Genomic DNA, 26,009 nt, shown 5'->3' with positions numbered 1-26,009 from the left:
TCAAGCCTACCGGCGCGAGGCTGATCGGATGCCCCGGGGCCGGTCAGTCGACCGGGAAGGCGTCGAGGCGGGCGTCGCCCACGAGGTCGGCGAGCGCCGCGCGGCCGTGCACGCCGATGCGCTCGGTGATGCGCTCGAGGTGGCGCTTGACGGTGTGCGGCGAGAGGAAGAGCCGCTCGCCGACCTCGCCGTTCGAGGCCCCTGCCGCGACCTCGGCGAGCACCTCGTGCTCGCGCTCGCTGAGGATCCCCACGAACGTCGGCGCCGCGATCCACTGGTCGGCGAACACGGGCGCGATCTGTCGCACGCGCAGTTCGGCGACCAGCGCCGCACGCGCCGACCCCGCCGCCCGGTGCAGGGCATGGGAGCGAACGGATGCCTCCCAGGCGATCGAGTCCGCCCCGAACCCCGCCGCGCGCAGCGCGACCGCGTCCAGCCCCGCGGCATCCGCCTCGATGACGGCCCGCGCCTCGTCGGCCATGATCTGCGGCAGGCCGCCGCCCGGAATGTCGGCGATGCGTGCGATCTCGTCCATCCGCTCGACGTCGTCGGCGTCACCCAGCCCCAGCATCACGCGCTCGCGACGGCAGAGCAGTTCGTAGAGCCGGGTGTGCTGCCGCGCGGCGACCTCCACGCCCCGATCGAGGTGCGCGGAGACGGCTGACAGGCCCTGCGTTCGGAACGCGATGCGCGCAGACGCGAGATGCCGCAGCGGCTCGCTCTGCGCGCGGCCGTCGGCGATCGGCTGCTCCAATTCCCCGAGCACGCGCGCCACGTCCGCCGGGGGGCGCACCAGCGACGCGGCGGCGACGGCGTACTCGGCGAGCACCACCGGTGCGTGGATGCGGTGCGCGCCGGCGCGCGCCGACCACTCCGTCTCGACGAGCGCGCGCGCCGTCGCCCGCGCGCGGCCGCGACGCGCCTCGATCAGCACCTCCGCGGTCGGCACGAGGATCTCACCCGACGGGTTGCCGCTGCGGGAGGCGAGGTCGAACAGCATCCGCCAGACCGCTCGCGACGCCTCCGTGCCGGACGCCCAGGTCGCGAGCGCCACGTGCAGCTGCAGCATCCGGAGGGTGTCGTACATGCGCTGGCCGGGCACGTCGCCGAGGCGTTCCGCGATGGCCATGCCCGCGCCGACGCGACCGGTCTTCCAGGCGCTCGCCAGCGCGTCCGTCGCGACGACGCCAGCGGCACCCCAGGGCAGGTCCCGGTCGAACGCGTGATCGCGGAAGAACTCCCAGAGCGGATCCATCGGCTCGACGAACATGCGCGCGCGGGCCTCGAACGCCGCCACGGCGTCACGAGGGCGGCCCGTGAGGCGCGCCTCCGCCGCGACCGCCACGTCGCGGGCGGCGACCACGTCGTGGCCGAACTCGAACCGGGCGCGCGACTCGGCGCACGCGACCTCGCCGATCTCCTCCTCGCCGACCGCGAGCGCACGCGCCTCGGCGAACAGTCGATCCGCCGTGGCCCAGTCCTGCGTCATCGCGGTGAGCTCGGCGGAGAGCGAGAGCGTGCGCGCGGACCGGTCGGCGTTCGCGAGCGCCGACGCGATCACGCGAGCGAGGTCGACGCGCTGCACCGAGAGCGCGCGCTCGAGGGCGCGCCTGAGCCCGGCCGGGTCGGGCGTTCCCCCGCTCTCGAGGAGGAGCACCGCAGATCGGGCCGGATCGTCTTCCTCGAACGCCTCTGCGAGCTCGACGCGCACGACGTCGAGCGCCTCCTCGTCGAGTGTCGCCATCGCGACCTCGCCGTGGAGCGGGTGCCCGAGCTCGATGCCGCCGAGCCCGTCGACCGCCATCCCCCGTTCGCGCAGCGACTCGAGGCCGGCCGTCGTGACGACCCGCTGCAGCACCTCCAGGGGCACCGGCTGCGCGAGCTCCAGCGCGGCGAGCGCACGGAGCGAGGCATCGTCGAGGCGGGCGACCTGTGCGCCGATCACCTCTCGCAGCCGGGGCGGAGCGGCGACCGCTGCGTCGGCCGCCAGCCGTGCCTCGCCGTGCTCCACCACCAGGTCGCCGTCCTCGACTGCCGCGCCCACGAGTTCCCGGACGCACAGCGGCAGCCCGCGAGCGGCGTTGACGATCCATCGCTCGGCGCGGGGGTCGAGGTCGGCGCCCACGAGCAGCGAGGCGATCTCCACCACCGCATCGGGCGCGAGCGGCTCGATCACGTGACGCTCGATCAGCTCGTCCTTCCAGAGCATCGTGAACGACTCCGGGCAGCGCTCACCCGCGCGCAGGGTGACGATCGCACCGCATCCGATCACGTCCACGAGGTGGGCGATCACCCGGGCCGAGTCGTCGTCGAAGAGGTGGGCGTCGTCGACGACCAGCAGTTGCGGCCTGCTGCGGCGCCGTTCGCGCAGCACCGAGATCGCCGATGCGGTCGGGTCGGCGCCCGCCGGCGCCCCGACCGCCTCGAAGATCGGGCCGAGCGGCATCGATGCGACGGATGCGGCGCCGCGGATGCGATACACGTCCGCGTCCGTCCGCTCATCGCCGGCGGCGTGGGCGAGGCGGGTCTTGCCGATGCCGGCCGGGCCGACCAGCAGCGCGCCGCGGTCGCGCAGCGCGGAGCGGATGCCGGCGAGCTCAGCGTCTCGACCGACCAGAGGCACGGCGCGCGCACGAGCACGACGACCGGGTCCACCCGGCCGGAGCGTCTCTCGCGCCATCCGCCCTCCTGCGATAGTGAGGAGTTTTCGATTTCTCCACCACGCTACCGACTGCGCCGCCGACTGCGCGTGCCCCACTTCGAGCGACAATGGGCCACCCGCCTCCCCCGATTGGGCCTCCCGTCGGCTGCCCTCGTCGCGCCACGGCACCCAGACTCGGAGCACCGCCCCACGGTTCCCCCAGCACCGGGAGCACCAGATGATCCACTCAGCACGTACCCAGACGTCCATGTCGCCGTCCACCCGAGCACGGCGCCACGATCGTCGACTGCGACGCGCCATCGCGGTCGTGCCGATCGTGATCGCCCTCGCCGGATGCGACATGGTCACCGCGCAGCCCGACTCGATCGCCCCGACCCCGCCCGTTGATCGGGGGATGGGCGGAGGTTCGGTCGCCGTCAGCCTGCGCTGAACCGCACCCGCCGCCGGAACGGCCTACAGGGGTGGCTCCCCCGGCGGCGGGTGCGGTGCGCCCGGCCGCGACCAGCCTGCGTGCGCTCAGGCGGGCTGGCAGGACGTGTACCCGAACTCCACCGGAATCTCGGCACCGGTGTTCGCCGTCGCTGTCGCGCCGGTGATCACCTCCTGCAGGGTGAAGCCGGTCACCTCGCCCACGAGCAGCGTCGACCAGGCGTTCCCCGCGTCGAGCACGGTGGCGACCTGCACCGCTCCGGTGCTCGTCTCGAAGGTGACGGAGACCGCCACGTCCGACCATGCAGGGTCGGGCTCGCTGAGCTCGAGCCGGATGTCGCACTCGCTGGTCGGTGCGGTGCCCGACGCACCTTCGGCGTGGACGAGGAGTCGCGCATCGGTCACTGCGACGATGCTGCCGCCCTGCGCGCCGTAGGCGACGCACGCCTCCTCGGACTCGAACGGCGTGAGCGGGTCGGCCGACGGCGCCAGTTCCTCCCAGGAGCCCTGGTTGCACAGCTTCGCCACGGCGGAGTTGCCACCGGGCCCGCCATGGCCGTTGCCGCCCTTCGCTCCGGTGAGCGCGATGGCGAAGACGATCGCCAGCAGCGCGGCGAGCATGATGGCGACGATCCTGGGCAGTCGTTGGGTCGCGAGCACTTGGGGACACTCCTTCGTATCGACACCGCATGTGCGGGGCGCCGGCCCGCCGGCACGACGTTCCGGTCACCCGTCGCGGACGCTACTCTCCGCCGGACTGTTTCGTCCAGATTCCGGCGGCGTCCGACATACCCCCAGTTCGAGGGACGCCGAAGCCCGCACGCTCCGCGACGGCCTCGTGTCACGCGCCGAAGCTCACCGGCGACTGCGGCGTCGTGTTCACGTGCAGCTGGAACAGGTCGGGCCGGGCATAGTGGCCGGTCACGTCGAACCACACCCGCGGAAGGCGGCACTTCTCGATGTCGATCTCGGCGACGAGCAGTCCCCGCCCGCGATGCATGGGGCCGGCGACCGCTGACCCGAACGGCTCGTACACGACCGCGTCGCCCGGACTGATCCACTCCTCCTCGTCGTCGACCAGCCGGTCGCGGAACGGCACATCGGCGGGCAGATCCGCCGTCCGCCAGCTCGTCGAGCCGCCGAGCACGTACGCGCAGCTCTCGCGCGCGATGTGCTGCATCGTCGCCTGCCAGCCATCCCCCTCGTCGGCCGTGGGCGCGACGTAGATCTCCGGCATCTGCGCGTAGAGCGCGTATCGCGCGAGCGGCATGAGGTTCTCCCAGCACAGCAACGCCCCCACGCGACCGACCGCCGTCTCGACGACTCGGATCGTCGAGGCATCCCCGAACCCCCACACCATGCGCTCGGGGAACGTCGGCATCACCTTGCGGTGGTTGTTCAGGATCGTGCCGTCGGCGTCGATGATCGCGACGCTGTTGAAGATCGTGCCACTGTGCGCGCGGTCGATCTCCTGGTGGGCCGCGACCACGACGACGCCGTGCTCTCGTGCCGCTCGCCGCACGGGTGCGAGGCCATCGGATGCCAGGTCGACGGCGTTGTCCTGCAGGCGCGCGATGAGCACGTGCACGACGTCCTCCTCGCCCTCCGGGCGGGTGCGCTGGATCCACATCGGATACCCGGGGAACCACGCCTCGGGGAAGACGACGAGCTCGGCCCCGAGCCCGGCGGCCTCCTCGATGTGCTGCACCGCGTGCTCGAGCGTGCGCTCGAGGTCGAGGAACACGGGCGGGTACTGCACGATCGCCGCCTTCATGCGCGATCACCTCCGCGGGATCGTCGGGCGCTCCATGCGGACGTTACTCCTCGTTCACGCCGCGCGCCGCCCCACTTCGAGGGTGTTCTCGTAGCGAGACGTCACGGACCAAGAATGATCCGGGCGCGGGAGTCGAGGACGTCCCATCAGACTCACTCGACCGTATGTGTCGCGCACTATCGATTGCGGTTGTCGAATGTGCGTGACACAATCGAGACCGATGAAGATACGGATCACCGGGCCCGCCCGGAGACACCGCATCGGAAACGAACGCATCCTGTACGCGATGCAACACGCCACGTACACAGGACCTGACCCGCGGGAGGGCAGCGATGGGACGTACTTCATCGGCGAGGACCAGCGTGGGGTGGAACTGGAGATCGTGGCCGTCCCCGACGATCGCAACCCAGGCGATCTCGCCGTCATCCACGCGATGCCGACCGATTGGAGGAACCGATGATCAAGTACGAGCTGAGTGACGACACCAGCGACGAGCCCGTCACCCTCCCCGACGGAACCGTCCTGGACGGTGAGGCGGCTGAGGAGTTCGCCGACGGTCTGCTCGACCGTGTGGCAGCCCAGCACCCGAATCTCATCCCCGGCCGCAAATCGCTCTCAGGCGGGGGGAAGCACTCGCCGACGCTCCATGTCCGTGTTCCGGAGGATGTGTACGCCCGGCTGGAAGCCGTTGCCGAGGTCAAGCACGTCCGTATCTCGCAATTGGTTCGCGACGCACTCGACGGGTTCCTGAGCGAGACTGCGGTGGACATCGAAACGAGCGTGAGCAGCCGGAACGCTCCTCAGCACCACTAGCACGCACCTCGGCGGGCACGCTCCAGCCAGGACCGACCTCGGAGAGCGCCGCCAGAACTCCAGCAGTCGCAACCGAGAGGTCGACATGAGTCAGCTCACCGACACCACGCAGTTCTTCGCCGTCTTCCGGTTCCCGCCCGAACGCGAGGCCGAGGTCGACGCGTTCTTCGAGCGCCACGCGGCCTGGATGGAGCGGGTGCACCCGCGCGAGGGCGCCGAGGCGCTCGTGCAGTACTCGGTCGCCAAGGGCGACGACGACGGCAAGCTCGTCGTGCTCGTGACCGAGGTCTTCGCATCGCAGGCGGGCTGGGAGAACCACCTCCGCATCGCGCACTCCGACCCCGACACGGTCGACCTCGGCACGCTGACCGAGATCGGCGAGCGCGTCATCTGGAACCCCGCGCAGGTCGTGCACACGCTCTGGTGACCTGCGCGTCAGCCGGAGAACACCGACCTCGCGACACTCGTCACCTCGATCGGCACCTCGGCGGGGAGGAACTCCCCCACGATCGGCGCGCGCCAGACCGTGCCGAGCGTCACCGTGGCGCTGCGCCCGTCGACGCTCGTCGCGTGCACGACGCGCACGTCGGAGTCGACGCCGACGCTCGCCGCGAGGTGCTCCGCCACCGCCGCGGAGACATCCGCGGGCGCCAGATCCACGACCAGTCGGTCGCCCTCGCGCCGCACGTCGGCGAGCGCGAACGCCTCCGCCCCGGCGAGCGCGGCACCATCGGCGATCGTGAAGAGGCGCTTGCGCTCGAGGTAGAGCGACGTCGCTCCGATCGTCACGATGATGACCGCCAGGCCGAGCACGCAGCATCCGATCGTCAGCAGCAGCGTCGAGCCCGACTCGTCGTCCGCCAGTTGCGCCCGCAGCCGCCGCATCAGCCGGCCCCCGCGAACCGCGACACGGGCACGGTGGCGGATGCCTCGACGGGCACGCTCGCGCGCTCGCGCATCGCGAGCACGGGCGGCACGAGCGGCAGCGCCACGGACGCGCGCACGACCACGGTCACGCGAGACCCCGGCTCGAGGCATCCGCCGTCGCAGTGCAGCGAAACGGATGCCGCCGAGCGGTCGATTCCGTAATCGGCCAGCGCGATCGCGACGGCGCGTTCGACCGCGTCACGGCCCGATGCGTCGTCGGGCGCGAGCGAGTACACGCGCGCCGCGTGGCGGGCCGCGCCCTCGGTGGCGAGCACGCCCGCCTGGATCGCGCCGACCGCGAGCACGAGGTACACGAGCGGCACGAGCAGGATGACGCCCACCGTCACGAACTCGAGCGACGCCGAGCCCGTCTCATCGCGACGCAGGCGGCGAGCACCCACCCGGCGGGTCATCCGTACGTCTCCACCACCGCGTGCCCACTCACGTCGAGCGCGGCCTCGAGCCCGATGAGTCCCACGAGCGGCAGCGGCGCCCGAACGCGCACCTCGACGACCTCGGCACCGCGCGCGGTGCTCACCGTCGCCGTCACGTCCCGCGCGTACGCGTCCGACACGGCCGCGTCGATCAGGACACGCGTGCGCTCGATGCCGTCGGCCGCGCCGTTGCCCGCGAGCGCCGCGTACCGCGCCCCCTCGGCGGCCGCGTCGAGCACCGTGTTGCGCACGTGCAGGGCGAGCGCGAGCTGCACGACCGCGACCGCGAGCGCCACGAGCAGCACCGTCACGAGCATCGACTCGACGAGCGCCGAGCCCCGCTCGCGAGCGAGCGACCGCCGCAGCCGGCTCAGAACCCCATCACGCGGTCGATCGCAGCGTCGAACACGCCGCCGAGCGCGGGGCCCGCCAGGCCCCACAGCACGATGACCAGGCCCGCGGTCATCAGGGTGATCAACACCCACCCGGGAACGTCGCCGCGTTCCTCGCCCAGTACCCGGTTCCGCCCTCGGCGCATCCGTTCCGTCCTCTCCCGCCGGGGTTCCGGCCCCCGGCAACTCCATCGTTCGCGTCACGTGCCCGCCCGCCCGGCCGTCACCTCAGAACCCCGCCTGCAGCACGAGCAGGCCCGGGTACACGGCGAAGGCCACCGTCACGGGAAGGATCATGAAGACCAGCGGTAGCAACATGGAGCTAAAGTACCTTTATGCAGATCGCCATCTACACCCGCATCTCCGAGGACGACGAACACCTTGGAAAGGGTGTCCAGCGGCAGGAGCAGGACTGCCGAGGCCTGGTCACCCGCCTTGAGTGGTCAGGAGAGGTCAGCGTCTATAAGGAGAACGACACCTCCGCGACTAGGGGCAAGCGCCCTGTCTTCGAGCGCATGATGGCCGACGCGCACGCCGGGCAAATCGACGCCATCGTGTTCTGGGACTCGGACCGAATCACGCGCACCCCACGCGAGGCCGAGGACGTAATCGACTTGGTGACGACGCGCGGTATCAAGGTCATCGGATTTCACGGCGACGACCTGACGACGTCAGACGGCCAGATGCTCTTCCGCATCAAGATCACCGTCGCGCGCAATGAGATCGACAAGATGAAGCGGCGTATCCGCCGAGCCAGTGACCAGCGCGCGGCAGACGGGCAGATGGCTGGACAGACCGGGTATGGGTTCAAACGACTCGAAGGTGGCTCAGTCTCCCTCGTCCCGGAGCAGGTGGTAGTGATCCAGGACGCCGCGCGTCGCGTGCTCGAAGGAGCCTCGCTACGGCAAATCTGCATGGACCTCCAGAAGCGCGGTGTCTCGACGCCGGGGCGAGGCTCGACTTGGAACACGACGACGCTGAAGCAGCTCCTTCTCCGCGAGTCACTCGCCGGCCTCCGTCGACACCGGGGCGCTGTCGTAGGTGAGCTTCACGAGAGCATCCCCCGCATCTTGACGGTGGACGAGCACGAGCGCCTCAAGGCGATATTGAACGATCCCATGCGCCGTACTGCACCGGTCGGCCGCGCGCCGAAGTATCTACTTGGAGGCATCGCCCGGTGTGGACGGTGCGGCGGAGTCATGCGGCGCGCGGTGGGACGGATGACGACCACGAAGTCAGGTGGATCGAAGCGTCAGCCGCCGAGCTACGTGTGCGGCGATTGCTATCGCGTTCGGCGGAAGCAAGCCGACGTGGACGCGCTGGTCGAGGGCATCATCGCCGGTCGGTTGCAGATGCCCGACGCCGCACAGCTATTCGTCACGGGCGACCCGATCGCGCTCGCCGAGGCGCAGGACGCCATCGAGGCCATCGACGCACGACTGGCGAACGCCGCCGACATGTTCGCAGCCGGCGACATCGACGGGGGTCAGCTGGCGCGCATCACTGAGCGGCTGCGGGCCGACCGCGCTCGCGCTGCCGCGGACCTCGAAGCCGCCCTCCCGGGTGCCGTGCCCGCCGACCTGATGGGCGATGCCGCTGCCGAGACGTGGGCCGCACTCAGCATGGACAGCAAGCGTGCGGTGCTCAGCACCCTCGTGACGGTGACGATCATGCCGAGCGGCAGCGGCAAGGCGTTCGACCCGGCGACCGTGCGCGTGGACTGGCGTAGCTGACTGCCGACAGGCAGCTCGGGCGTAATAGGCCGTCTACGCCTTGTGCCTGGAATGGGGGCGGCTGCGGATACCCCCGGCCCGCCGGGGTCGGTGCCCGCGTCTCTCAGGTCTCGCTGGGGTCGCCAACGGCCAGCCGCCGACCCAACCCCCTACCCCGAGTAGCCCAACGACGCAGGCGGTCACTGGGAGGCGCTGCTGGCCCGCGACACACCGAGTTGAGACACGAATTTGGCACGAGTCCTTGCCTGTGCCCGCTAGGGAACGGGCCCGCTTGAGGCAAACAATCCGTTTGGCGCTCTACGGGGCATAGGCAAGGCTTGTGGGCATGGCACACCAGCGATCCACGATCAAGGTCTTCTGCAAGAACGACGAGCGCACGCTCGCTCGCTACTCGTGGGATGAGGCCGACAACGTGTGGGTCCGGAGTGATCAGCACGGCTCCAATGACGATTTCTACCTCCGCCGTCTGGATGACGGAACCATGCAGGCGTACCCTCGTCCGACACTTGAGTGCCCCTGCGGCAACAGCCCGGTGTACTCTCACGATGAGATTCAGGCGAAGATCGCCGAGGCCGTGCGCAATGACGAGCGGCTCATGGTCTAGCCTGTCCACACCACAACTGAACAACAAGCGCTGGTGGTCGGCGCTGTAAACATCAGGGCCACATTGCGGCATCAAAATGCCTGGACGCTCCAGGTGCCGTGGCCAGTCCGGTCGAGCCTCCTCCGCGGGAGTTACTTCAACTCGCGAAGGAAACTCCCGTGGCCACCGTCACCCGTACCCTCACCGCTTCGGCGCATGTCGCTGTAGCCGTCCGCCTCAAAGACCCTGAGCGCGAGGCTGTCGCCCGTCGCAACCTGGCAGAGGCTCAGATCGCCGACGCAATCGATCGCGCACTCGCCGTTGCTCCGCCGCTCACCCCCACTCAGGTCAGAACCCTGACCGGTCTGATGAAGGGGGTCCGGCGATGACCCGCTACCCGTCCGACTACCCCGGCAAGCGATCACTGTCTGAGACGGAAGCGCGCAGAGTGCTTCAGTCTGGCCCCGACCCTACGTGGTTCGAGCCGTGGGCAGAGCGCGGCGTCAACCTCTCCAATGCAACCTCACACCCCTACGGGTACTTCCACGTCTACAGCGTCGCTGGGTCGTTCCAGTACGACTTCGCCGCGTGGCCCACCGAGGAGGGCCTCTGCTGGGGCCTGGAGGCGCTGTGGAACCACCACACGGGGCGCGGACTACAGGAGGAACGCTCCTATCCCCGGTGCGAGGAATGCCAGAGCGTCGTGTACTTCACGGCGGACGAGCCGCTGCGGATGCGGCTAGTGATCGAGCAGGACGACGAGGACGAGGACGAGGACGGCGAAGAGGAGGCCGACCAGTGAGCCCCGTGGACGACGCTGAGAGCGCGTCCCAGGACTACCTGGAGAGCCTGCCCATCGGGACCGTGATTCAGGTCACCGATCCCTCTGGTCACCACTTCTGGCTGGAGGCCGAGAGCCGCGCCTTCCGCGACTTCGTCCTGCACAAGGGCGTCGCACCCCGGGGCTTCCAAGGCCACGTGAGCCGGTATGGCCGACACCGCCGATTCTGGCCGACCAGCCTGCTCGCGCGCTGGGCCGCGACAGGGCTCTGCCGGATCGAGCTGGCGTCTCCCCCTGCGAATGGAGCCGACCGGTGAGGCCGATGCTGCGTGCCGCGCTGGAGCTTGCCGACGCTGGGTGGCGCGTGATCCCGCTCAACGGCAAGAAGCCCTTCATCCTCGGCTGGATGCAGGAGGCCACCACCGATCCGGCAACTATCCGCGACTGGTGGACGAGCAACGAGTACAACGTCGGCGCGGTCATTCCGGACAACCACGTGGTGATCGACATCGACCCACACAATGGCGGCTCACTCGAAGCGCTCGAAGAGCTGGCCGGGGTCAAGATGCCGCCGACGATGACCATCAAGTCTGGCCGCGGAGACGGCTCGATGCACCTTCACTACCTCCGCCCGTTCCCGAAGACGACCAAGGTGCGGATGCCTGTAGGCATCGACGTGCTTACGAGTGCTCAAGTGGTCATGCCGCCAAGCATCCACCCTGACACTGGCAAGCCGTATCGATGGGGTGCTGACGTTCCCGTCGCCCGCCTGCCCATCGAAGTCATCAGCCTCATTCGCCCGAAGCCATACACGCCCCGCCGTGGACGACGGGCGGTCAACATCAGCGGACTGATCTCCTACGTTCGCCGACAGCCCAAGGGCCAACGGCACGACGCGTATCACTGGGCGGTGCGCAGGGCCGTCGAGCAGAGCGCGCCCGAGCGCCAGATACGCAAGCTCATCGAGGCCGCAGAGGACCTCGGCTTCACCCCGCAGGAGGCTCGCCGCGTCGTCGACTCCGTCAGAAAGGCATCAGCATGACCACCCCAAAGAACGGACGCCGTGACGCGCCTGCAAAGAAGCGGGCTGCCGCTGAGAGGCCACTCAAGAAGCGCACCCGCTCCGGTCCCCCGTCCCCCACGAGTCGAGTCGACAAGCCCACCGCCGACGAAGAGGCGCTCTTCGACATGCAGGACTTCGAAGAGGCCACCAGCGATGAGATTCTCCGGATCGAGTCCAAGGAGAGGGCTGAGCAGGAGGTCGCCCGCCGGAAGGGACTCACTGGCGCGTGGGAGCCGCTGGACCTCACCGATGTGGTCACGGGAATCATGGACGGCACCCTCCCTCCCATCGTGCCGGGGTTGCTCCTGGTGTCACCGAGCGAGCGCTTCCTGCTGTACGCGGGTCGTGTCAATGGCATCCATGGGCACAGCAACGCGGGCAAGTCGTGGACGGCTCTGCTGGCCTGCAAGCAGGCGCTCGACGCGGGCGAGACCGTTGTCTACATCGACCACGAGGACGACGAGCGGGGCATCACGGAGCGCCTCCTGCTCTACTTCGGAGTCAAGCCCGACGTGGTGCTGGAGCGGTTCATCTACTTCCGCCCGAAGTATCGGTTCGACCAGCAGAGCGTCGGCGCGATGCTCAGCCGCATCAAGCCTGCGCTGGTCGTGATTGATGCGGTCGGTGGCTCGCTGGCGCAGGAGGGCCTCAGCTACCTGGACGACAACCACATCATCCAGTGGACGTTCCGCGTGCCGGGGTTCATCGTCAGGCACGGGCCAGCCGTGCTGCTGCTGGACCACAACCCGAAGGACACCGTCAACGGGGCTCTGTGGCCCATCGGCAGCCAGCGCAAGAAGGCGGCGATCACAGGTGCGCAATACCTCCAGGAGCGGGTCGTCGGCTTCAGCAAGGCGAAGTCCGGCTACTCGAAGCTGGTCACCGCCAAGGACCGCCACGGAGCCTCGGCAGAGGCTGAGGTTGTCGCCCACTTGAAGGTCGACATCGTGCAGGTCCGCCGGAAGCGCGAGGCGCAGGCAATCACGCGTATCAGCCTGGTAGACCCGCCGCCGCAGGAGCTGGCCGACGCAGTCAAGTTCAAGCAGAAGGCGAAGGCACTCTGCGACGCGCTGGCCGACGGCCCGCTCAACACAACCGACCTGAGAGAAGCGTTCAAGGGGTTCGACAACTCCAACCTCGGCACGGTCATCAATCAGATGGTCGCCGCTGGCTTCATCAAGAAGGAGAAGCACGGCAAGGCGGTCATGCACACGCTCGTCCAGCCGTACGACGGCATCTGGACGCCGGAAGAGCTCGAGCTGGTGGATACCGAATGAGCACCCACACCGCTTGCCGCTTTACGCCGCTTGTCGCTGCTTGCAAAGCGGCATTGCTACGACGCTTGGCCGCTTGGGTCCTTAAACCCAAGCAGCAAGCGCCTAGCAAAACAGAGAGAAACCGGGGTGGTACGCCGCTTGGCACCCGCAGCCGCCCAAGAGGAGGAGGGCGATGAACCGGCGAGAGCGTCGCGCGCTCGCGAAGGCGACACGGCTGGACCCGCGAGCGGTCCAGTACGTCGAGTCGTACAAGTGCCCCGACTGCGACTCCGTCGCGGGTGAGGTGACGCGCGATCAGCACGGTGTCCACCACGCCACGATCCTCCACGACCCGACGTGCCCCCGGCTGAACGGCATCACGCACTAGCCACCCGGCTGTGCGGCGATCAATCGAGGCACACAGGAAGAAGGCACCCATGAACACGTCGAGAAACCGAAGCCTGTGCAGCGCACGAACGAACGCGCCTCTCGCCGGCTCCGCCCGCGCACGACACTCAGGCGGAATCGGGCACATACGACTTCCGCCTCAATCTGCCTCAGCCCTCATCAATCGAAAGGACATCTAGATCATGACCGAGCGTGACACCAGCGACCTCGAAGCCCTGCACGGCCAGCACGTCGAGGTAGTCGACGTCGACCTCTTGGAAGACGCCGACGGCATCCCGTCGTGGATCCAGGTCGAGCGCGAGATGGCTTCGATCGTCATCGTGCCGAGTCTGCTGAGTCCTCGCACTACCCCAGCCGACGACCTGGGCGCGGTACCTCCCTACCGTCGAGACGGTGTCGCGCTGTGAGCGCCCAACCGAAAGCCGAGGCCACAGAAGCCGTCGACGATGCGTGGGATGAGCTCAATGCCGCGCTGCGAGAGTACGCGCCACCGTGCGACGGGGACGCCCTGTTCACCGCCGACCGAGTGTCAGCCGAGGACCGCGCACGATGCACGTCGATCTGCGGTCGGTGCCTCGTGTCGGACCTGTGCGACGCAGCCGCGACCGCAGCCAAGGTGACCTCCGGCTTCTGGGCCGGGCACCACTACTCCGAGAAAGGGAGGAAGTGACCTATGACTCCCGAGCAGCTCCGCGAAGAACTCGCGCGAACGATCGAGGGCCTCCGCACGACGCTCACCGGCGAGGAACTGGCCGACGCCGTGCTTACTTCACCGGCCATCGCCTCCATCAAGGCGGACGCGTGGGACGAGGGCTTTCGGGCAGGGCACCGCCACGCGCGTTTGCGCTACTGACCATCACGACCACCGCGCCGGGCGGTTCCCGGCAACCGATCAACAGAAGGAACACATCATGAGCAAGAGCACCGCAGCATCCGTCGAGTCGAGCCTCCCCTCGGCGCTGAACAGCTACAAGGAGAGCGCGAGCGCCGCCAAGGAAGCGCACCGCGCCGCCCGCCAGGCGATCCTCGCAGACCCGATGGCGTCCGACCTCGCCAAGAAGCAGAAGCTGGAAGCCCTCGACAAGGACACCCGCAGCAAGCTCGACGCGATCAAGGGCCAGCAGGACTCCTACGTGAGCGGCCTGCGCAACAAGATCGAGAAGGAGCTGCGCGGGAACCAGCCCACCGACGCCAACAGCGTGCTCCTGCGCCGTGACGCCGCCGACCGTGCCCGCAAGATCACGGACAAGCAGGAGGCGATGGACGTCCTCAACGACGCCATCCGCAACGGTGACGCCGAGATGGCCCACGCCATCGGCACCCGCGCGCGGAACCACGTGTGGCTCGACGTGGCCCAGGCCTACCAGGCCGCACACCCGGACACGGCGGACTCGGCCGCAGCGCTCGCCTACGTCGAGGCGAACACCAGCGGAGCCGCGTACAACCTGTCCAACTCGATGACGTACGCCGCGCCGAACGTCTGATCTGCGCCCGCACGGGGGAGACCCCTGGCATCGCTGGGGGTCTCTCGGGGTGTTGCCACCTAGCCCCGGCCCTGCTGGCGAGCCAGGCGGTCGCTGAGAGACGCGCACGGAGACACCTGCCACCGAGTGCCCCCAGCCAGCCAACCACTACGGGCCACACCCGACACCTTGCAGCACTCTGCGCGCACATCACCATCTCGATTGGGCAATTTGTGAGCATTCGTCATGTTCAGGCAAAGTTCAGGCGCAAGGCGAGTTCGTACGGTTCCGCCTCAGTCCACACGGAAGGTTCCACATCATGACCATCGCAATCGACTCGTTCTACGGCACGCAGCAGCCCTACGCCGTCTCGACCAACGAACCCGAGGCCCATTGGACCGACACGGTCGTCGCTCAGGGCCACGCAGACTACTGCTCCGCCTACGGCCACTCGGCGTTCGTCGCGGCTGCTACCGGCAAGCAGTCCGAGCGATGCGGACGCTGCGGTGACCTGTTGGGCGACACCGAGTCGGCCCCGGTCAAGGATGCCGGCGAAGACACCCCTGCCCGTCCCGCCACGGTCCTCATCAACATCAGCGACAACGAGGGCTACTCGCCCGAGCAGATCAACACTCACATCACCCTCGGCGCCATGCTGGAGTCGATTCAGGAGGCCATCGATGAGTTCGGGGAGGACGCCAAGGTGGTCCTCTCCAACGGCCAGCGCTACGGAGCCGGGTTTGGCTCATTCGTCGGGGGCTACGGCGACTCGCTCGAGGTCACCAACGCCGAGGATGGCGACACGTGCGCCTACTGCGAGGCAACACCCGGGGACAACGACCACTGCACATGGGACGGCACGCCGCACAGCTGGCATGACTGCGGCGACGTCTTCGGCGGCGACTCCAACTGCCCCACGGCTGTGGAGGCAATCGCATGAGCCTGTCTGCCTACTGGGCCGCATCCGACGCCACGCTCGCCCGAGTCCGAGAGGAGAAGCCCGACACGTTCGCCGCACTCAAGGCGATCCTCGACAGCTTCGAACCACCGAGCAGCGGGGATGCGTTCTTCCCGGGCGGAGCCGACGACGGCCTTGCCGATGCTCTGCACGACGCAGGTTGGGAGATTCGATTCGTCGGGGGGAGCTACGTCTACATCGCACGGCACCGCCGCACCGGGGCGAAGCTCCACCACGTGGAGGGCGACCTCTACGACCGCACGAAGGGGGCGAGCCGATGACCAAGCACATGATCGGCTACATTCGCGTCAGCACCGAGGAGCAGCACCGTTCCGGCCTGGGCATCGAGGCACAGGAGACCGCGATCATCACTGAGTGCGAGCGTCGGGGCTGGACCTACGAGCTGTTCCGCGACCTCGGGTGCTCCGGGAAGCACGTGAACCCCGAGCTGCGCCGTGGCCTCGACATGCTCTCGTCCGGTCAGTTCGACGGCCTGATTGTCGCGAAGCTCGACCGCCTCGCACGGTCGGTACGGCACGCGTCCGCCATCATCGACTCGGCCATCACGCAGGCATGGGCGCTCGTCGTACTGGACAACGCGCTCGACCTCACCACCCCAGGCGGTCGGGCGATGGCCAACATGCTCGCCACCTTTGCGGAGCTTGAACGCGACCTGATCGCCAGCCGCACCCGTGAAGCCCTCGCGGCACGCAAGGCACGGGGCGAGCACAACGGACGCCGCACGGCCATCCCGCCCGCCGTACTGCGCCGGATCGTCATCACCCGCGAGCAGGAGGGCCTCAGTTTCTGCCGCATCGCGGACACCCTGACGGCCGACGGCGTGCTGTCGCCGACCGGCCTGCCTCAGTGGCAAGAGTCCACCGTGCGCCGCGCGTACGCATCCGCCACGGCCTGACCGGCCCCGCACCGAGACCCCCAGCACGCGCTCCTGGGGGTCTCTGGCGTCCCGGGGCTACCTGCCACCTAGGCGCACCCCGGCTGGCGACCGCAGGGTCTGTCTCAGGACGCGCTGGCGAGACATGCGAGCCTGCCCACCCCACCAACAGCCGCGCCCGTGGACCCCTACGCCGACGCAGGGCCAGTCTAGGTTTGGCTGTAGATTCCAGCTCTGATCAGGCAAAATTGCCCTATGAACAGCAACCTCAACCAGTCCGGCGTTCCGACCCCGACCCTGGGACCGATGGTTCCAATGGGCGGCGACATGGAGCCCTTCACGACTCCGGCCTGGATCGAGGTCGAGGGCTGTCGCTTCCACTGGGACGCCGAGGAGGGCACCTACCCCGGCCTCTACGTTGAGCCGTGGCTGACCGACGGCACCCTGACCGAGGACATCTACTACGAGATCGAGGGCTGAACCCCTACCTTCCATCGGGGCACTCCGAGCCAGTCGGCTGGGGGTGCCCCTCTCTTGTGCCCAGACGCGGCAGAACCGTGCGGCTACGCCTTGTGCCTTGACGTGGAACCACGCTCTATCCAGGGTTTGCGCACTCTGATCGACGTCAGGCAAAGTGCCCTTGTTCGAACACATGTTCGAGATTCTGACACCCAAGGAGAACCCCATCATGGCCAGCAAGACCACCACCAAGGCACCCGTCGAGACCACTGAGACCGTTGAGCTCACACCCCAGCAGATCGTCAACGAGGGCATCATGCGGGTGATCGAGGCCCACGACATCAACGTGCAGAAGAACCGCTACAAGGCAATGCGAGCGATCGCTTGGCAGGCGTTCGTCGAGGCGATCGAAGCCGGCGAGTTCGACGCGCTGGTCGAGCGGGCCAGCGCCAACGTGGACGAGCTGCCCACCGGCTGGGAGCTGGAGGCTGCGTCCAAGCCTGCTGCGAAGCCGACCACGGCGAAGGCACCAGCCAAGAAGTCTCCCGCACGGCGGGCACCAGTCAAGTAGGCGGCTGCATGAAGGCCGTCACCGGCTGAACGACTCAGAGGGGCACTCCTAGCGAACGCGCTAGGGGTGTCCCTCTCTCGTACCCTGACACTCCTAGTCGTCGTTCGGGAGGTACCAGCCGTGCTCCCGATGCCTGCGCTCAGGTGGGTTCGGGTGCTCTCGGTCGTACGCATCGTTCGCGCGGCGGGTGATCTCTTCGTTGTAGCGCTGAAGCACACCGTAGAGTCTCGTCGACTCCGCGACGCTCCCACTGGACACATACCGCTGTCGCAGCGCCTCGTAGTCCTCTTCCAACTCTTCGTCTGACAGCGGTCGGAGACTGCCCATGGCTCGTGCGACGGAGTCGAAGATTCCCATGAGGTGATGCTGCCACAGATGCGGCTACCCGCGGCGGCTGGAACTCGTCAAAGCCCGTCGTCCTCCGCATACCGCCATCCTGTACGCGGAAGGCGGACGCCACCGGCGCCCCGGGAGAATGAGTCCTCGTCTAGAACCCAGTAATTCAGATTATTCAGATCGTCCGGATACAACTTCAACCCAGTTCCGCCGACGTTACCCCTCCAGTTGGTGCACATCATGGGTTTGATGAGAGGAATCAGATCCAGCCCATGCTGAACACCTGCCACCGCGGCAGTGACACTGCCTGCAATCAGATCGGCGAGTTGAAGGTGAGGATGGAGGTGGGAGGGAGCTGTTAGAACTTGGGTAACTATCGCGTTTGGCTTCACGTACTGCGTGCCTAATTGCACCATCTCGGCGCGACCCGTAAGCCAGTTCGCTTCGTCGCGGTGCGAGCCCCCCGGCTTGTCGAAGACAATAATGCCGCGATGACCCGCGTTCTCGAGCTGCATTGAGACCCGCTCGAACATGAATGTAATGACTGCGTCTTCCGGCCCTTCACCGCCAGCGGTGGCGACTCCGCCACCGAGATCCCAGATCACCACGATTACGCGCACATCGTGCGCCTGAGCAGCTTCGAGGACGCGCTGACGCATGGGGGTCTGCTTCGCCCTCCGCTCCTCGGACTCGGCCCACCAGTTGGTGCGCTGAGAATTCGACCACTTGAGTTCGACCTCGTACGGCACGCCAAAATCGTCATAGATCGCGCGGAACGCCTCGGCAAACGGTTGGATCTGATCCTCGCCAAAGATCGCAGCACCGAGGGCGACCAGTTGGCCCATCCCCCGCCGACGCCCTCGCTGCTTGGTGTCGTCCACGTACGCAACGTGCATGCGTCTACCTCGCCCCCTTGCGGCGGTTGTCCTCTACACAGAGCATCTGGCAATTCTCAGCGCTCGTCCGACCTCCCTCGCGCCACGGCGTGATGTGGTCAGCTTCCATTTCGTTCAGTTCGTAGTGCTCGCCACACACCGGGCAAACACCCGCCTGCCGCTCGTACGCCGCCAGCCGTTCGGCTGGGCTGAAGGCGCGGATGTTGAGGTGTTTCTCCTGACCGCTCAGGACGTAGAGGTATGCGCCCTTCTTGTTCGTTACGTCGTCGTTCTGGACTAGATCCGCAATCCTCGCTTCAAGCTTCGCCGAGTCCCAGGACGTGCCCTTGTACTGGTTGTAGAGCACTCCCCACGGGAGGCCCTTCATCAGACCGCGATACTTGGGGAACGTGCTGTTGACCCAGGCGATAACAGCCTGGAAGTAGAGCCACAGCTCGTTCGCGTTCGGGTCGTGATGGTGCGCAGCCATGTAACTTTCGACGTCGCCATCGTTGAACCATTTGATGACGGTCTCGAGGTACTGCTGCCTGATCGGAGAGCCCTTCATGTACGCGGAGCCGAGCCCGTATGCGGGACAGCCATTCTTGCTGAAGATCTTCTTCGCCTCAGAGACCCAAGGCCCGGCGTAGACGGCGTTCAGCATCTCCTGATCGGTAAGTTCTTCGCCCGCGATGTTGATTGTGCGGAACCACGCCAGCTTCTCGCTCGGCGGTCCTGAGCACAGGTAGACAGTCAGCTCATAGTCGAGGATCCGGGCGCTCTCGTCAGGCTGGAGATTGTGGAAGTAGCGCCCTTCGAACGCGAAGACAGAATCGACGTACTGGCAGATGCTGATGGTGCGCTGCTGTCCGTCCATCACCTCGTAGATGCGTTCGTCGCCCTCCGGCACGTCGTCGCGGACCGCCCAGTACATGACGTTCAGCGGGTAATCCTTGAAGAGCGTGTCGATCACTGCGTCACGCTGCTTGTCGTCATAGACGAACTCGCGCTGGTAGGGCGGTCGAATGTCGAGCTTCCCGCCGTAGCCGACTACTCCGGCTTCGGCGTGATCCTGGTAGCCGCTGGTGAGCTCGCGGACCGTCACTTTGGTCGGCTGAATCGTCATCTTCATGCAGGAGCTCCCTTGCGGCGGATGAGGATTCTCGCGTACATGCGCTTGCCGTTCAGGTACGCGCGATCGACCTTCCCAGTCCAACCCTCCCGCACAAGCCAGGGCAGTAGCCCATCCTTGACTTCGTGGTCGGAACCGACGATCTCGAACTGATCCGGGTTGTAGCGGCTGAGGAAGGTGATAGGTACGCCCATCACACCGTCGTAGTCAGCCGGGATGTGCTCGGTTCGACCAACCTCGATTGCGTCGTAGTTGTCATAGGTCGGAAACTCTGCCGGCGAGTAGGACTTGTAGAGGATCAGATCTTCGTGGCGCTTCGGGGTATCGAGATTCGTGAACCAGCAGGCGTTGCCGAGGCTCCGCCATTTGGTACCTGATTCGTCGACCCAGAAGCGCGTCTCACGCGGCGGGTAGTGATCGGGGACCTGAAAAGCCATGTCGCCACTGTTGTACCCCTGCCAGAGCTTGTCTTCCTTGAAGAGCCGGAAGACGTCCTTGTACGTGATCGCATTCTGACTGCCGATGAGGAGGAACTTCTTGTTGTGATCGATGAGCTGGGCTACGTGTTCGCGGAAGAGCGAGAACGGCGGATTGGTGACCACGATGTCAGCCTGCTTGAGCAGCTCAATGCTCTCAGAACTGCGGAAGTCGCCGTCGCCCTTCAAGGGCTTGATGCCGATCTCATTCGGCCCCGGCACGAGGTCCCCATCCTTGTCACCCTCGTACTCGAGGTAGACGGCTTGCTCGGTGTTGTGCTCACTGAACAAGTCGATGTCCTGGCTCTTGTAGCACGTAGCGATGAGCTTCTTGAGCCCGAGCTTCTCGAAGTTGTAGCTGAAGTAGTGGAAGAAGTTGCTTACCCGCGGATCGTCGCAGTTGAGGTACACAACCTTGCCCTCAAAGTGACTCCGGTAGTGCTTGAGCTCCTTCTCGATATCCGACAGTTGAGTGTAGAACTCGTCTTCCTTGGCGGACTTGGCTGCGGTCAAACTGCTGTTCTTCGCCACGATGGCAAGTCGCTCCTGGGTCGGGCCGGGCTCCCCCGGTCGGTTGTGGTCCCGATCCTATTGGGAACCACCGATAGTGACCCGCCCGCCATTCCGTCCGCCGCGTGACAGCGGGAACTGTAGGTCCCGGGAGGCCTGCGTCACCAGCCTCCTCCGCCAATTGGCCACTGCCCCCGGCGATACTTCACGGCGTAGCGCCCTCCGGGCAGCAGCGAGATCATCACCTCCGCGCAGAGCTTCCGAGTCCTATCGGCGAGCAAGAAGGGCTGATCGAACTCGAAGTAGTAGGTCTCCGGGCCGCCGGTGATTTCTGCGCCAGACGCGGTTGCATACTCATCACCGTCTACGTACGCCGTGAAGTATTGGCGTCCGCCCGCCACGGTGTCGCGCCTAGGGTTGATACGACCGAACCCCGGCACATGAATCCATTTGATTCCCTCAGCAACCTGCCACTCGTCATCCATAGCGCGAGCGTAGCGGAAGCCTCGGGGACGCCCGTTGCGCCGACCTGGTACACGGTACCCACTCGCAATTGTGCCGGGCTCCAGATGACCCAGGCTCGTGCCCAGATGCCGCCGCTACCGGCCTTCGCCAACTAGCGCTAGTAGGTCGATACCGCACGCCCGCATCGGGGCCGCGAAGGGCTCGAACTGAGCGGCCGGGATCAGGTCCTGCACAACCAACACCCGACCCGCCCGCTCAGCAGCGTACGCTCCGGGTCGGAGCCACTCCGTAGTCTTCTGGTCAATTCCACCTGGCTTCAGAGAGCGCGCCTTCGCCGCGTCAATGATTCTCGACATCGCGTTGTTGTACGCGGCTCCTCCCACATCTTCTCCGTCGCGAGTCTTCAGGGTGGCCATAACGGGCGCAGTAATCTCCGCCTCGAGGATTGACCATGCGTGCTCGTAGTGCCCGGGCTCGTCGACTAGGACACGCTCCCGCTCCTGCGCGGACATTCGCGTTGCCTGCTGCCGGTGAGCCTCCGAAAGGAAGCCCATCCCATAGCGCTGCTGCTCCATGGCGTATGCGATCCGCCGCATGTTCTCGGCGCGTTCGGTCCTTAGGGCATCCGTCACTCGTGGACGAATGAACTCATTCGCGGCTGTGGCCGCCGCGTCGAGCTCGGGGACTGAGAGCATCGACAGCGCCTCCAGAAGTTCCTTGACTGCGCCGCTATTCGGGCCATGGGGCAGTGGCGGGTAACTCATGCGGCAGAGTGTATCGACTGAGCGGCTCTTCCGGGGGTAAGGTACGTTTCCGCCATTGTGCCCGGCACGAGCATCGCGATCTCCTTGCGGCCGGCCAGCTCGATCAGGGCACGGGATGCCTCGCCGCGCACGTCCCCGGCGAGCGCGCGCAGCACCTCGGCGGTGGGGACCCCGCGCTCCATCGCGGCGATGACCTGCGAGATGCAGCGATCGAGGCTCGGCTCGTCGAGCGCCGCGGCGAGATCTCGGAGCGCGCGCACGAGGGGGACCCCGGTGTGCACGGATGCCACGACACCGGCGAACTCGCTCGCCAGTACGCCGGTCCCCACCCTCGACACCCGGGTGACCGCATCGAGCATCGACTCGCCCGCCGTGATGCTCAGCGTGAGGAACTCCAGCACGGTGGGCAGCTCGCTCGCGAGGCGCCGCATGCGTCGGCGAGCCCGCCATTCGAGGAGCTGCTGCGGGGCCAGCGCCCCGGCTGCGGCGGCGATGAGCGGCAGGACGATCCGCGCCGCCGGCGGCAGCCCCGCGAGTCCGGGCGCGAGCACCACGGCCGCGACGGTCACCGCTCCGGCGCCGACCGCCGCGACCAGCTGCTGCATGCGCAGACGCGCGGGCGCCGTCGCGAGGCCCGCCTGGCGTGCGCGCCTGACGATCTGCGCGTCGTCGCCGAACACCAGGGCCACGGCGCGCAGCGTCGACTCCATCGCGGGCCCGAACAATCCGACGAGCACTGCCATCGGGTCGCTGCGCTCCCGGTGCACGATCGCATGCGCCTCGGGCGACACGTCGAGCACGTACGGGGCGACCCGCTGGAGAGCCCGGGGCCGGCTCCAGCTCGGCAGTGCCGCGAGCAGGCACCACAGTCCGATGCCGAGGCATGCGCCCAGGGCGACGGATGCCGCGCTCACGCGAGCCACCTCCCCTCGTCGGGGAGCCGACCGAGGCCGAGCATCAGCCGGTACGCGACCACGCTCACTCCGAGGCCGATCACGATCAGCGCCATGCCGGCGGGCGTGTTGTACGCGGCGATGGCCTCCGGGCGCGTCGAGAGGATCAGCAGGAGGAGCCACGGCGCGCACACCCCGAGTCGGGCGGCGTTGCGCACCCACCCCTGCCTGGCTGAGACCTCGGCGCGCAGCGCGGCATCCGACCGCAGGTACGCCGACAGCGCGCGCAGCGTCGAGGTCAGCTCGGTGCCGCCGATCTCCCGCGCCATGCGAAGGGTCTCGATGATGCGGTCGCCGACGGGGTCGGCGAGGGTCGCCTTCAGGCGGTCGAGGCTCGCGGAGAAGTTCGCGGTCTCGTGCCAGTCGCGGCGGAACTCGGCGAATGCGGCGCGCAGCGGAGCGGGTCCGACCTCGGCGAGTGCCGATACGGCGTCGGGCAACGACATGCCGGCCCGCACCGCCGAGACGAGGTGGTCGACGAGGTCGGGCCACGCCGACCGGTGGGCGGCACGACGGGCGACGAGGCGCTGCCGCACCAGCACCCAGGGCAGGGTGAGCGCGGCCGCGGCGATGGCACCGGCCAGCGCGACGACGCCGGAGATCGCCAGCACGGTCGTGCCGCCGACGCCCGCGAACACGATCGACATCACGACCAGCAGCGTGGGCGAGACCCCGGGGAGGCCGGCGGCGGCGAGGGTGCCGCGCACTCGCGGGGTGACGCCGACGCTCGTGGCCGGCGAGACCACGGCGCGCCGGGGCCAGAGCCAGGGCGAGGCGCAGAGCACGAGGCCGACCCCGAGCGCGCCGCCGAGGGCGACCGCGATCGCGGTCACGCCACGTCTCGCAGCGTGGCCTCGAGGTCGATGCCGGCGGCCTCGAACTTTCGCCGGTCCGGGGCGGCGCCGGGCAAGGCCCGGAGTCGTCCGCCGTCGCGCGCGAAGACCTGCTCCACGGCGACGCGTCCGGCGGCGTCCACGCCGGCGGGGTGCGCGATCTCCTCGACCTGCCGTGCCCCGTCGGCGCCGAGCCTCGTGTGCACCACCAAGTCGATGCAGGAGGAGACCGTGGGCACGACGAACGCGGCGTCGATGTTGCGACCGGCGAGCAGCGGAAGGGTGCAGAGCTTCAGCAGGGCATCCGCCGCACTGTTCGCGTGGATCGTGCACATGCCCGGCACGCCCGAGTTCAGCGCGATCAGCAGGTCGAGGCTCTCCGCCTCGCGCACCTCGCCGACGACGAGGCGGTCGGGGCGCATCCGCAGCGACTCCTTGACCAGCCGGCGCAGGGAGATCTCGCCGCCGCCCTCGAGGTTCGGCTGGCGGCACTGCAGCGCGACCACGTCACGCGCAGCGAGGTCGAGCTCGAAGGTCTCCTCGACCGTGACGATGCGCTCGGCGGGGCGCACGCAGCCCAGCAGCGCCCCGAGCATCGTCGTCTTGCCGCTGTGCGTCGGCCCCGAGACGAGGATGTTGAGGCCCGCACGCACGCTCGCATCGAGGAAGGCGGCCGCCTGCTCGGTGAGGCTTCCCGATGCGACGAGGTCATGCAGGTCGCGGACGCGACGGTGGAACTTGCGGATGTTGACGGCCCAGTGGCGACGCGTCACGTCGGGGATCGCGACGTGCAGGCGCGAGCCGTCGGGCAGGGACGCATCGACGAATGGCGAGCTCAGGTCGACCCGGCGGCCGGATGCCCGGAGCATCCGCTCGACCAGGTCGCGCACGTCCTGCTCGGTGAGCACCAGGGAAGTGAGCTCGCTGACGCCGTTGCGGGCGACGAACACGCGCGTCGGGCCGTTGATCCAGATCTCCTCGACGCTCTCGTCGTCGAGCAGCGGCTGGATCGCACCGAGACCGGTGAGGGCTGCGACGACCTCGCGCGCCGCCTCGCGCTCGTCGACGTCGGCGAGCCGGCCACGGGCGAGGAGCCCCTCGCTACGACGACGGATCTCGTCGCGCGCGTACCGTTCGGCCAGTGCCGCATCCTGCGACAGGTCCACGCCGTCGCGCAGCACGCGGGCCCGCACCTGCTCGGTGATCGTGCGGACCGCGTCGGACATGCGCAACAGTGTGGACGAGAGCGTCCGGGCGCGCCGGCGTTGTCCACACCGCGATGATCAGGCGGGCCCCGCCTAGACTGTCCACGCACTCGCGGGAGTGGTGAAATCGGTAGACACGCAGGATTTAGGTTCCTGTGCCTTCGGGCGTGTGGGTTCGAGTCCCACCTTCCGCACTCGATCGACGCGGGGCCGAGGGGTCAGTTCGACTCGGGCTCCGCAGCACGGTCACGAGCGAACGCGCGCAGCGCGGGCACCTTCGGCGCGTGCACCCAGAGACGCCCGCCGGCGTCGGGCGCCTCGGTACCCGCGACGAGGTAGGCGTCGGCACCGAGCGCGTCGAGCAGCGGCAGCAGGCCGCGCGACTTCGACTCGGTGAGGTGGCCGATGCGGCGACGGCGACCGTAGACGGCGACCAGGTGCGGGTGGTGTGCGGGGTCGCGCTCGCGCACCAGCAGGTACGAGTCGGCGGTGTGCGCGTCGACCTCGTCGTGGGGCACGTGGCGCTCGATCGCCGTGATGCGCAGGCGCATCGTCGGCAGGTAGCGCAGGTCGACGACGTGCTCGGGCTCGCCGAGCACCCGCACCGTGAGCGGCGGCAGGCCGCGCTCGGCGGCGTACTGCCGGGCGCGTTCGCGCGCCTCGCGCTCAACGTCGAGGTCGGCGACCCACGAGAGGAAGATCTCCGAGGTGGTCGGCACCTCGGCATTGATCGGCGCCTCGACGGGTTCGGGCGGCGCGGCCGCCTCGGGGCTCGCGTCCGGCTCGGTCTGCTGCGGGGTCGGCTTCGACCGCCCGAAGAGTCGCTCCACGAGGCTCATGGCGAAAACCTACCGGGCGC

The 26,009-nt window shown here is 68.0% G+C and carries 37 protein-coding genes and 1 tRNA gene; 22 read left to right on the top strand and 16 right to left on the bottom strand.

Going from position 1 to position 26,009, the window contains the following annotated elements:
- Positions 1-43: 43 nt before the first annotated feature.
- Positions 44-2,680 (bottom strand): LuxR C-terminal-related transcriptional regulator, encoded by a 2,637-nt coding sequence (locus QMG39_RS13830; RefSeq protein ID WP_281885960.1) that lies wholly within the window; start codon positions 2,678-2,680, stop codon positions 44-46.
- A 229-nt stretch (positions 2,681-2,909) separates the two neighbouring features.
- On the opposite strand from QMG39_RS13830, the gene QMG39_RS13825 reads away from it, so the two are divergent.
- A complete protein-coding gene (locus QMG39_RS13825) occupies positions 2,910-3,092 on the top strand; it encodes a hypothetical protein (RefSeq protein ID WP_281885958.1) in 183 nt (60 codons plus the stop codon).
- A gap of 86 nt (positions 3,093-3,178) precedes the next feature.
- On the opposite strand, the gene QMG39_RS13820 is transcribed toward QMG39_RS13825, so the two are convergent.
- The gene (locus QMG39_RS13820; protein WP_281885957.1) at positions 3,179-3,751 is read right to left on the bottom strand and encodes a hypothetical protein; all 573 of its coding nucleotides are present in this window, start codon (positions 3,749-3,751) and stop codon (positions 3,179-3,181) included.
- 181 nt (positions 3,752-3,932) lie between these two features.
- The gene (locus QMG39_RS13815; RefSeq protein ID WP_281885956.1) at positions 3,933-4,865 is read right to left on the bottom strand and encodes a carbon-nitrogen hydrolase family protein; all 933 of its coding nucleotides are present in this window, start codon (positions 4,863-4,865) and stop codon (positions 3,933-3,935) included.
- A 220-nt stretch (positions 4,866-5,085) separates the two neighbouring features.
- Here QMG39_RS13815 and QMG39_RS13810 point away from each other — a divergent pair, with 220 nt between their 5' ends.
- The 3 genes from QMG39_RS13810 (at position 5,086) to QMG39_RS13800 (ending at position 6,105) form a co-directional block, all read left to right on the top strand.
- Entirely contained in the window at positions 5,086-5,325 is a 240-nt protein-coding gene (locus QMG39_RS13810) for a hypothetical protein (RefSeq protein ID WP_281885954.1), read from the top strand.
- A complete protein-coding gene (locus tag QMG39_RS13805) occupies positions 5,322-5,678 on the top strand; it encodes a hypothetical protein (RefSeq protein WP_281885953.1) in 357 nt (118 codons plus the stop codon). The genes QMG39_RS13810 and QMG39_RS13805 overlap by 4 nt, the downstream gene beginning before the upstream one ends.
- An 85-nt stretch (positions 5,679-5,763) precedes the next feature.
- Positions 5,764-6,105, top strand: coding sequence for an NIPSNAP family protein (locus QMG39_RS13800; protein WP_281885951.1), 342 nt, complete (start codon positions 5,764-5,766; stop codon positions 6,103-6,105).
- Between the two features lie 8 nt (positions 6,106-6,113).
- Here the strand turns inward: QMG39_RS13800 and QMG39_RS13795 are convergent, their stop codons facing one another.
- Genes QMG39_RS13795 through QMG39_RS13785 form a run of 3 tightly spaced genes read right to left on the bottom strand, consistent with a single transcriptional unit; the run spans position 6,114 to position 7,479 of the window.
- A complete protein-coding gene (locus tag QMG39_RS13795; RefSeq protein WP_281885950.1) occupies positions 6,114-6,563 on the bottom strand; it encodes a pilus assembly protein TadG-related protein in 450 nt (149 codons plus the stop codon).
- Positions 6,563-7,018: a hypothetical protein gene (locus QMG39_RS13790; RefSeq protein WP_281885948.1), complete on the bottom strand. Its 456-nt coding sequence runs from the start codon at positions 7,016-7,018 to the stop codon at positions 6,563-6,565. The genes QMG39_RS13795 and QMG39_RS13790 overlap by 1 nt, the downstream gene beginning before the upstream one ends.
- Positions 7,015-7,479, bottom strand: coding sequence for a TadE/TadG family type IV pilus assembly protein (locus tag QMG39_RS13785; protein ID WP_373878333.1), 465 nt, complete (start codon positions 7,477-7,479; stop codon positions 7,015-7,017). Before QMG39_RS13785 ends, QMG39_RS13790 begins: the two co-directional genes overlap by 4 nt.
- Positions 7,480-7,766: 287 nt before the next feature.
- On the opposite strand from QMG39_RS13785, the gene QMG39_RS13780 reads away from it, so the two are divergent.
- From QMG39_RS13780 to QMG39_RS13705, 17 genes are all read left to right on the top strand, one after another.
- Entirely contained in the window at positions 7,767-9,164 is a 1,398-nt protein-coding gene (locus QMG39_RS13780) for a recombinase family protein (protein ID WP_281885946.1), read from the top strand.
- 325 nt (positions 9,165-9,489) lie between these two features.
- Positions 9,490-9,768 carry a hypothetical protein gene (locus QMG39_RS13775; RefSeq protein WP_281885944.1) on the top strand — a complete coding sequence of 93 codons (279 nt, stop codon included), beginning with the start codon at positions 9,490-9,492 and terminating at the stop codon, positions 9,766-9,768.
- Between the two features lie 158 nt (positions 9,769-9,926).
- Positions 9,927-10,136 (top strand): hypothetical protein, encoded by a 210-nt coding sequence (locus QMG39_RS13770; protein ID WP_281885942.1) that lies wholly within the window; start codon positions 9,927-9,929, stop codon positions 10,134-10,136.
- Positions 10,133-10,549, top strand: a complete 417-nt coding sequence (locus tag QMG39_RS13765; protein ID WP_281885940.1) for a hypothetical protein — start codon at positions 10,133-10,135, stop codon at positions 10,547-10,549. The genes QMG39_RS13770 and QMG39_RS13765 overlap by 4 nt, the downstream gene beginning before the upstream one ends.
- Before the next feature lie 5 nt (positions 10,550-10,554).
- On the top strand, positions 10,555-10,845 hold the full coding sequence (locus QMG39_RS13760) for a hypothetical protein (protein ID WP_281885938.1): 291 nt from the start codon (positions 10,555-10,557) through the stop codon (positions 10,843-10,845).
- A 5-nt stretch (positions 10,846-10,850) separates the two neighbouring features.
- Positions 10,851-11,570 carry a bifunctional DNA primase/polymerase gene (locus QMG39_RS13755; protein WP_281887290.1) on the top strand — a complete coding sequence of 240 codons (720 nt, stop codon included), beginning with the start codon at positions 10,851-10,853 and terminating at the stop codon, positions 11,568-11,570.
- On the top strand, positions 11,567-12,868 hold the full coding sequence (locus QMG39_RS13750; RefSeq protein ID WP_281885936.1) for a P-loop NTPase family protein: 1,302 nt from the start codon (positions 11,567-11,569) through the stop codon (positions 12,866-12,868). The genes QMG39_RS13755 and QMG39_RS13750 overlap by 4 nt, the downstream gene beginning before the upstream one ends.
- A 172-nt stretch (positions 12,869-13,040) precedes the next feature.
- Positions 13,041-13,235, top strand: a complete 195-nt coding sequence (locus QMG39_RS13745; protein WP_281885935.1) for a hypothetical protein — start codon at positions 13,041-13,043, stop codon at positions 13,233-13,235.
- Between the two features lie 202 nt (positions 13,236-13,437).
- A complete protein-coding gene (locus tag QMG39_RS13740) occupies positions 13,438-13,662 on the top strand; it encodes a hypothetical protein (protein ID WP_281885933.1) in 225 nt (74 codons plus the stop codon).
- Complete coding sequence (locus QMG39_RS17150) at positions 13,659-13,925, top strand: WhiB family transcriptional regulator (protein ID WP_373878332.1); 267 nt, start codon at positions 13,659-13,661, stop codon at positions 13,923-13,925. The genes QMG39_RS13740 and QMG39_RS17150 overlap by 4 nt, the downstream gene beginning before the upstream one ends.
- Positions 13,926-13,928: 3 nt before the next feature.
- Positions 13,929-14,108: a hypothetical protein gene (locus QMG39_RS13735; RefSeq protein ID WP_281885931.1), complete on the top strand. Its 180-nt coding sequence runs from the start codon at positions 13,929-13,931 to the stop codon at positions 14,106-14,108.
- A 58-nt stretch (positions 14,109-14,166) separates the two neighbouring features.
- Complete coding sequence (locus tag QMG39_RS13730; protein WP_281885929.1) at positions 14,167-14,739, top strand: hypothetical protein; 573 nt, start codon at positions 14,167-14,169, stop codon at positions 14,737-14,739.
- Between the two features lie 298 nt (positions 14,740-15,037).
- Positions 15,038-15,658: a hypothetical protein gene (locus tag QMG39_RS13725; protein ID WP_281885927.1), complete on the top strand. Its 621-nt coding sequence runs from the start codon at positions 15,038-15,040 to the stop codon at positions 15,656-15,658.
- Entirely contained in the window at positions 15,655-15,957 is a 303-nt protein-coding gene (locus QMG39_RS13720; RefSeq protein WP_281885925.1) for a hypothetical protein, read from the top strand. The genes QMG39_RS13725 and QMG39_RS13720 overlap by 4 nt, the downstream gene beginning before the upstream one ends.
- Positions 15,954-16,592 (top strand): recombinase family protein, encoded by a 639-nt coding sequence (locus tag QMG39_RS13715; RefSeq protein WP_281885923.1) that lies wholly within the window; start codon positions 15,954-15,956, stop codon positions 16,590-16,592. Before QMG39_RS13720 ends, QMG39_RS13715 begins: the two co-directional genes overlap by 4 nt.
- A gap of 234 nt (positions 16,593-16,826) precedes the next feature.
- On the top strand, positions 16,827-17,051 hold the full coding sequence (locus tag QMG39_RS13710; RefSeq protein ID WP_281885921.1) for a hypothetical protein: 225 nt from the start codon (positions 16,827-16,829) through the stop codon (positions 17,049-17,051).
- Between the two features lie 208 nt (positions 17,052-17,259).
- Complete coding sequence (locus tag QMG39_RS13705) at positions 17,260-17,601, top strand: hypothetical protein (protein WP_281885919.1); 342 nt, start codon at positions 17,260-17,262, stop codon at positions 17,599-17,601.
- A gap of 93 nt (positions 17,602-17,694) precedes the next feature.
- On the opposite strand, the gene QMG39_RS13700 is transcribed toward QMG39_RS13705, so the two are convergent.
- From QMG39_RS13700 to QMG39_RS13660, 9 genes are all read right to left on the bottom strand, one after another.
- Positions 17,695-17,958, bottom strand: a complete 264-nt coding sequence (locus tag QMG39_RS13700) for a hypothetical protein (protein WP_281885917.1) — start codon at positions 17,956-17,958, stop codon at positions 17,695-17,697.
- 47 nt (positions 17,959-18,005) lie between these two features.
- The gene (locus tag QMG39_RS13695) at positions 18,006-18,818 is read right to left on the bottom strand and encodes a DUF3800 domain-containing protein (protein ID WP_281885915.1); all 813 of its coding nucleotides are present in this window, start codon (positions 18,816-18,818) and stop codon (positions 18,006-18,008) included.
- 19 nt (positions 18,819-18,837) lie between these two features.
- On the bottom strand, positions 18,838-19,944 hold the full coding sequence (locus QMG39_RS13690; RefSeq protein ID WP_281885913.1) for an HNH endonuclease family protein: 1,107 nt from the start codon (positions 19,942-19,944) through the stop codon (positions 18,838-18,840).
- Positions 19,941-20,951: an adenine-specific methyltransferase EcoRI family protein gene (locus QMG39_RS13685; protein ID WP_281885911.1), complete on the bottom strand. Its 1,011-nt coding sequence runs from the start codon at positions 20,949-20,951 to the stop codon at positions 19,941-19,943. Before QMG39_RS13685 ends, QMG39_RS13690 begins: the two co-directional genes overlap by 4 nt.
- A 140-nt stretch (positions 20,952-21,091) precedes the next feature.
- The gene (locus tag QMG39_RS13680) at positions 21,092-21,415 is read right to left on the bottom strand and encodes a hypothetical protein (protein ID WP_281885909.1); all 324 of its coding nucleotides are present in this window, start codon (positions 21,413-21,415) and stop codon (positions 21,092-21,094) included.
- 114 nt (positions 21,416-21,529) lie between these two features.
- Positions 21,530-22,159: a hypothetical protein gene (locus QMG39_RS13675; RefSeq protein ID WP_281885907.1), complete on the bottom strand. Its 630-nt coding sequence runs from the start codon at positions 22,157-22,159 to the stop codon at positions 21,530-21,532.
- On the bottom strand, positions 22,156-23,073 hold the full coding sequence (locus QMG39_RS13670; RefSeq protein ID WP_281885905.1) for a type II secretion system F family protein: 918 nt from the start codon (positions 23,071-23,073) through the stop codon (positions 22,156-22,158). The genes QMG39_RS13675 and QMG39_RS13670 overlap by 4 nt, the downstream gene beginning before the upstream one ends.
- On the bottom strand, positions 23,070-23,945 hold the full coding sequence (locus tag QMG39_RS13665; protein WP_281885903.1) for a type II secretion system F family protein: 876 nt from the start codon (positions 23,943-23,945) through the stop codon (positions 23,070-23,072). Before QMG39_RS13665 ends, QMG39_RS13670 begins: the two co-directional genes overlap by 4 nt.
- Entirely contained in the window at positions 23,942-25,171 is a 1,230-nt protein-coding gene (locus QMG39_RS13660) for a TadA family conjugal transfer-associated ATPase (RefSeq protein WP_281885901.1), read from the bottom strand. The genes QMG39_RS13665 and QMG39_RS13660 overlap by 4 nt, the downstream gene beginning before the upstream one ends.
- A gap of 91 nt (positions 25,172-25,262) precedes the next feature.
- Between QMG39_RS13660 and QMG39_RS13655 the strand changes: the two genes are divergently transcribed.
- Positions 25,263-25,344: transfer RNA gene (locus tag QMG39_RS13655), tRNA-Leu, on the top strand.
- A 24-nt stretch (positions 25,345-25,368) separates the two neighbouring features.
- On the opposite strand, the gene QMG39_RS13650 is transcribed toward QMG39_RS13655, so the two are convergent.
- Positions 25,369-25,989, bottom strand: coding sequence for a hypothetical protein (locus tag QMG39_RS13650; RefSeq protein ID WP_281885899.1), 621 nt, complete (start codon positions 25,987-25,989; stop codon positions 25,369-25,371).
- Positions 25,990-26,009 lie beyond the last annotated feature (20 nt).

Source organism: Agromyces rhizosphaerae (assembly GCF_027925245.1).
Lineage (GTDB): Bacteria > Actinomycetota > Actinomycetes > Actinomycetales > Microbacteriaceae > Agromyces > Agromyces rhizosphaerae.
Note: the sequence above shows the minus strand (reverse complement) of the source record. Positions and strands in the feature narration are given on the sequence as shown.

Bases quoted from the DNA above. Each gene is read 5' to 3' on its own strand.
- QMG39_RS13830 (WP_281885960.1), bottom strand. From the start codon at position 2,680: ATGGCGCGAGAGACGCTCCGGCCGGGTGGACCCGGTCGTCGTGCTCGT.
- QMG39_RS13825 (WP_281885958.1), top strand. From the start codon at position 2,910: ATGTCGCCGTCCACCCGAGCACGGCGCCACGATCGTCGACTGCGACGC.
- QMG39_RS13815 (WP_281885956.1), bottom strand. From the start codon at position 4,865: ATGAAGGCGGCGATCGTGCAGTACCCGCCCGTGTTCCTCGACCTCGAG.
- QMG39_RS13810 (WP_281885954.1), top strand. From the start codon at position 5,086: ATGAAGATACGGATCACCGGGCCCGCCCGGAGACACCGCATCGGAAAC.
- QMG39_RS13805 (WP_281885953.1), top strand. From the start codon at position 5,322: ATGATCAAGTACGAGCTGAGTGACGACACCAGCGACGAGCCCGTCACC.
- QMG39_RS13800 (WP_281885951.1), top strand. From the start codon at position 5,764: ATGAGTCAGCTCACCGACACCACGCAGTTCTTCGCCGTCTTCCGGTTC.
- QMG39_RS13795 (WP_281885950.1), bottom strand. From the start codon at position 6,563: ATGCGGCGGCTGCGGGCGCAACTGGCGGACGACGAGTCGGGCTCGACG.
- QMG39_RS13790 (WP_281885948.1), bottom strand. From the start codon at position 7,018: ATGACCCGCCGGGTGGGTGCTCGCCGCCTGCGTCGCGATGAGACGGGC.
- QMG39_RS13780 (WP_281885946.1), top strand. From the start codon at position 7,767: ATGCAGATCGCCATCTACACCCGCATCTCCGAGGACGACGAACACCTT.
- QMG39_RS13775 (WP_281885944.1), top strand. From the start codon at position 9,490: ATGGCACACCAGCGATCCACGATCAAGGTCTTCTGCAAGAACGACGAG.
- QMG39_RS13765 (WP_281885940.1), top strand. From the start codon at position 10,133: ATGACCCGCTACCCGTCCGACTACCCCGGCAAGCGATCACTGTCTGAG.
- QMG39_RS13755 (WP_281887290.1), top strand. From the start codon at position 10,851: ATGCTGCGTGCCGCGCTGGAGCTTGCCGACGCTGGGTGGCGCGTGATC.
- QMG39_RS13750 (WP_281885936.1), top strand. From the start codon at position 11,567: ATGACCACCCCAAAGAACGGACGCCGTGACGCGCCTGCAAAGAAGCGG.
- QMG39_RS13745 (WP_281885935.1), top strand. From the start codon at position 13,041: ATGAACCGGCGAGAGCGTCGCGCGCTCGCGAAGGCGACACGGCTGGAC.
- QMG39_RS13740 (WP_281885933.1), top strand. From the start codon at position 13,438: ATGACCGAGCGTGACACCAGCGACCTCGAAGCCCTGCACGGCCAGCAC.
- QMG39_RS13735 (WP_281885931.1), top strand. From the start codon at position 13,929: ATGACTCCCGAGCAGCTCCGCGAAGAACTCGCGCGAACGATCGAGGGC.
- QMG39_RS13730 (WP_281885929.1), top strand. From the start codon at position 14,167: ATGAGCAAGAGCACCGCAGCATCCGTCGAGTCGAGCCTCCCCTCGGCG.
- QMG39_RS13725 (WP_281885927.1), top strand. From the start codon at position 15,038: ATGACCATCGCAATCGACTCGTTCTACGGCACGCAGCAGCCCTACGCC.
- QMG39_RS13720 (WP_281885925.1), top strand. From the start codon at position 15,655: ATGAGCCTGTCTGCCTACTGGGCCGCATCCGACGCCACGCTCGCCCGA.
- QMG39_RS13715 (WP_281885923.1), top strand. From the start codon at position 15,954: ATGACCAAGCACATGATCGGCTACATTCGCGTCAGCACCGAGGAGCAG.
- QMG39_RS13710 (WP_281885921.1), top strand. From the start codon at position 16,827: ATGAACAGCAACCTCAACCAGTCCGGCGTTCCGACCCCGACCCTGGGA.
- QMG39_RS13705 (WP_281885919.1), top strand. From the start codon at position 17,260: ATGGCCAGCAAGACCACCACCAAGGCACCCGTCGAGACCACTGAGACC.
- QMG39_RS13700 (WP_281885917.1), bottom strand. From the start codon at position 17,958: ATGGGAATCTTCGACTCCGTCGCACGAGCCATGGGCAGTCTCCGACCG.
- QMG39_RS13690 (WP_281885913.1), bottom strand. From the start codon at position 19,944: ATGAAGATGACGATTCAGCCGACCAAAGTGACGGTCCGCGAGCTCACC.
- QMG39_RS13680 (WP_281885909.1), bottom strand. From the start codon at position 21,415: ATGGATGACGAGTGGCAGGTTGCTGAGGGAATCAAATGGATTCATGTG.
- QMG39_RS13675 (WP_281885907.1), bottom strand. From the start codon at position 22,159: ATGAGTTACCCGCCACTGCCCCATGGCCCGAATAGCGGCGCAGTCAAG.
- QMG39_RS13660 (WP_281885901.1), bottom strand. From the start codon at position 25,171: ATGTCCGACGCGGTCCGCACGATCACCGAGCAGGTGCGGGCCCGCGTG.
- QMG39_RS13650 (WP_281885899.1), bottom strand. From the start codon at position 25,989: ATGAGCCTCGTGGAGCGACTCTTCGGGCGGTCGAAGCCGACCCCGCAG.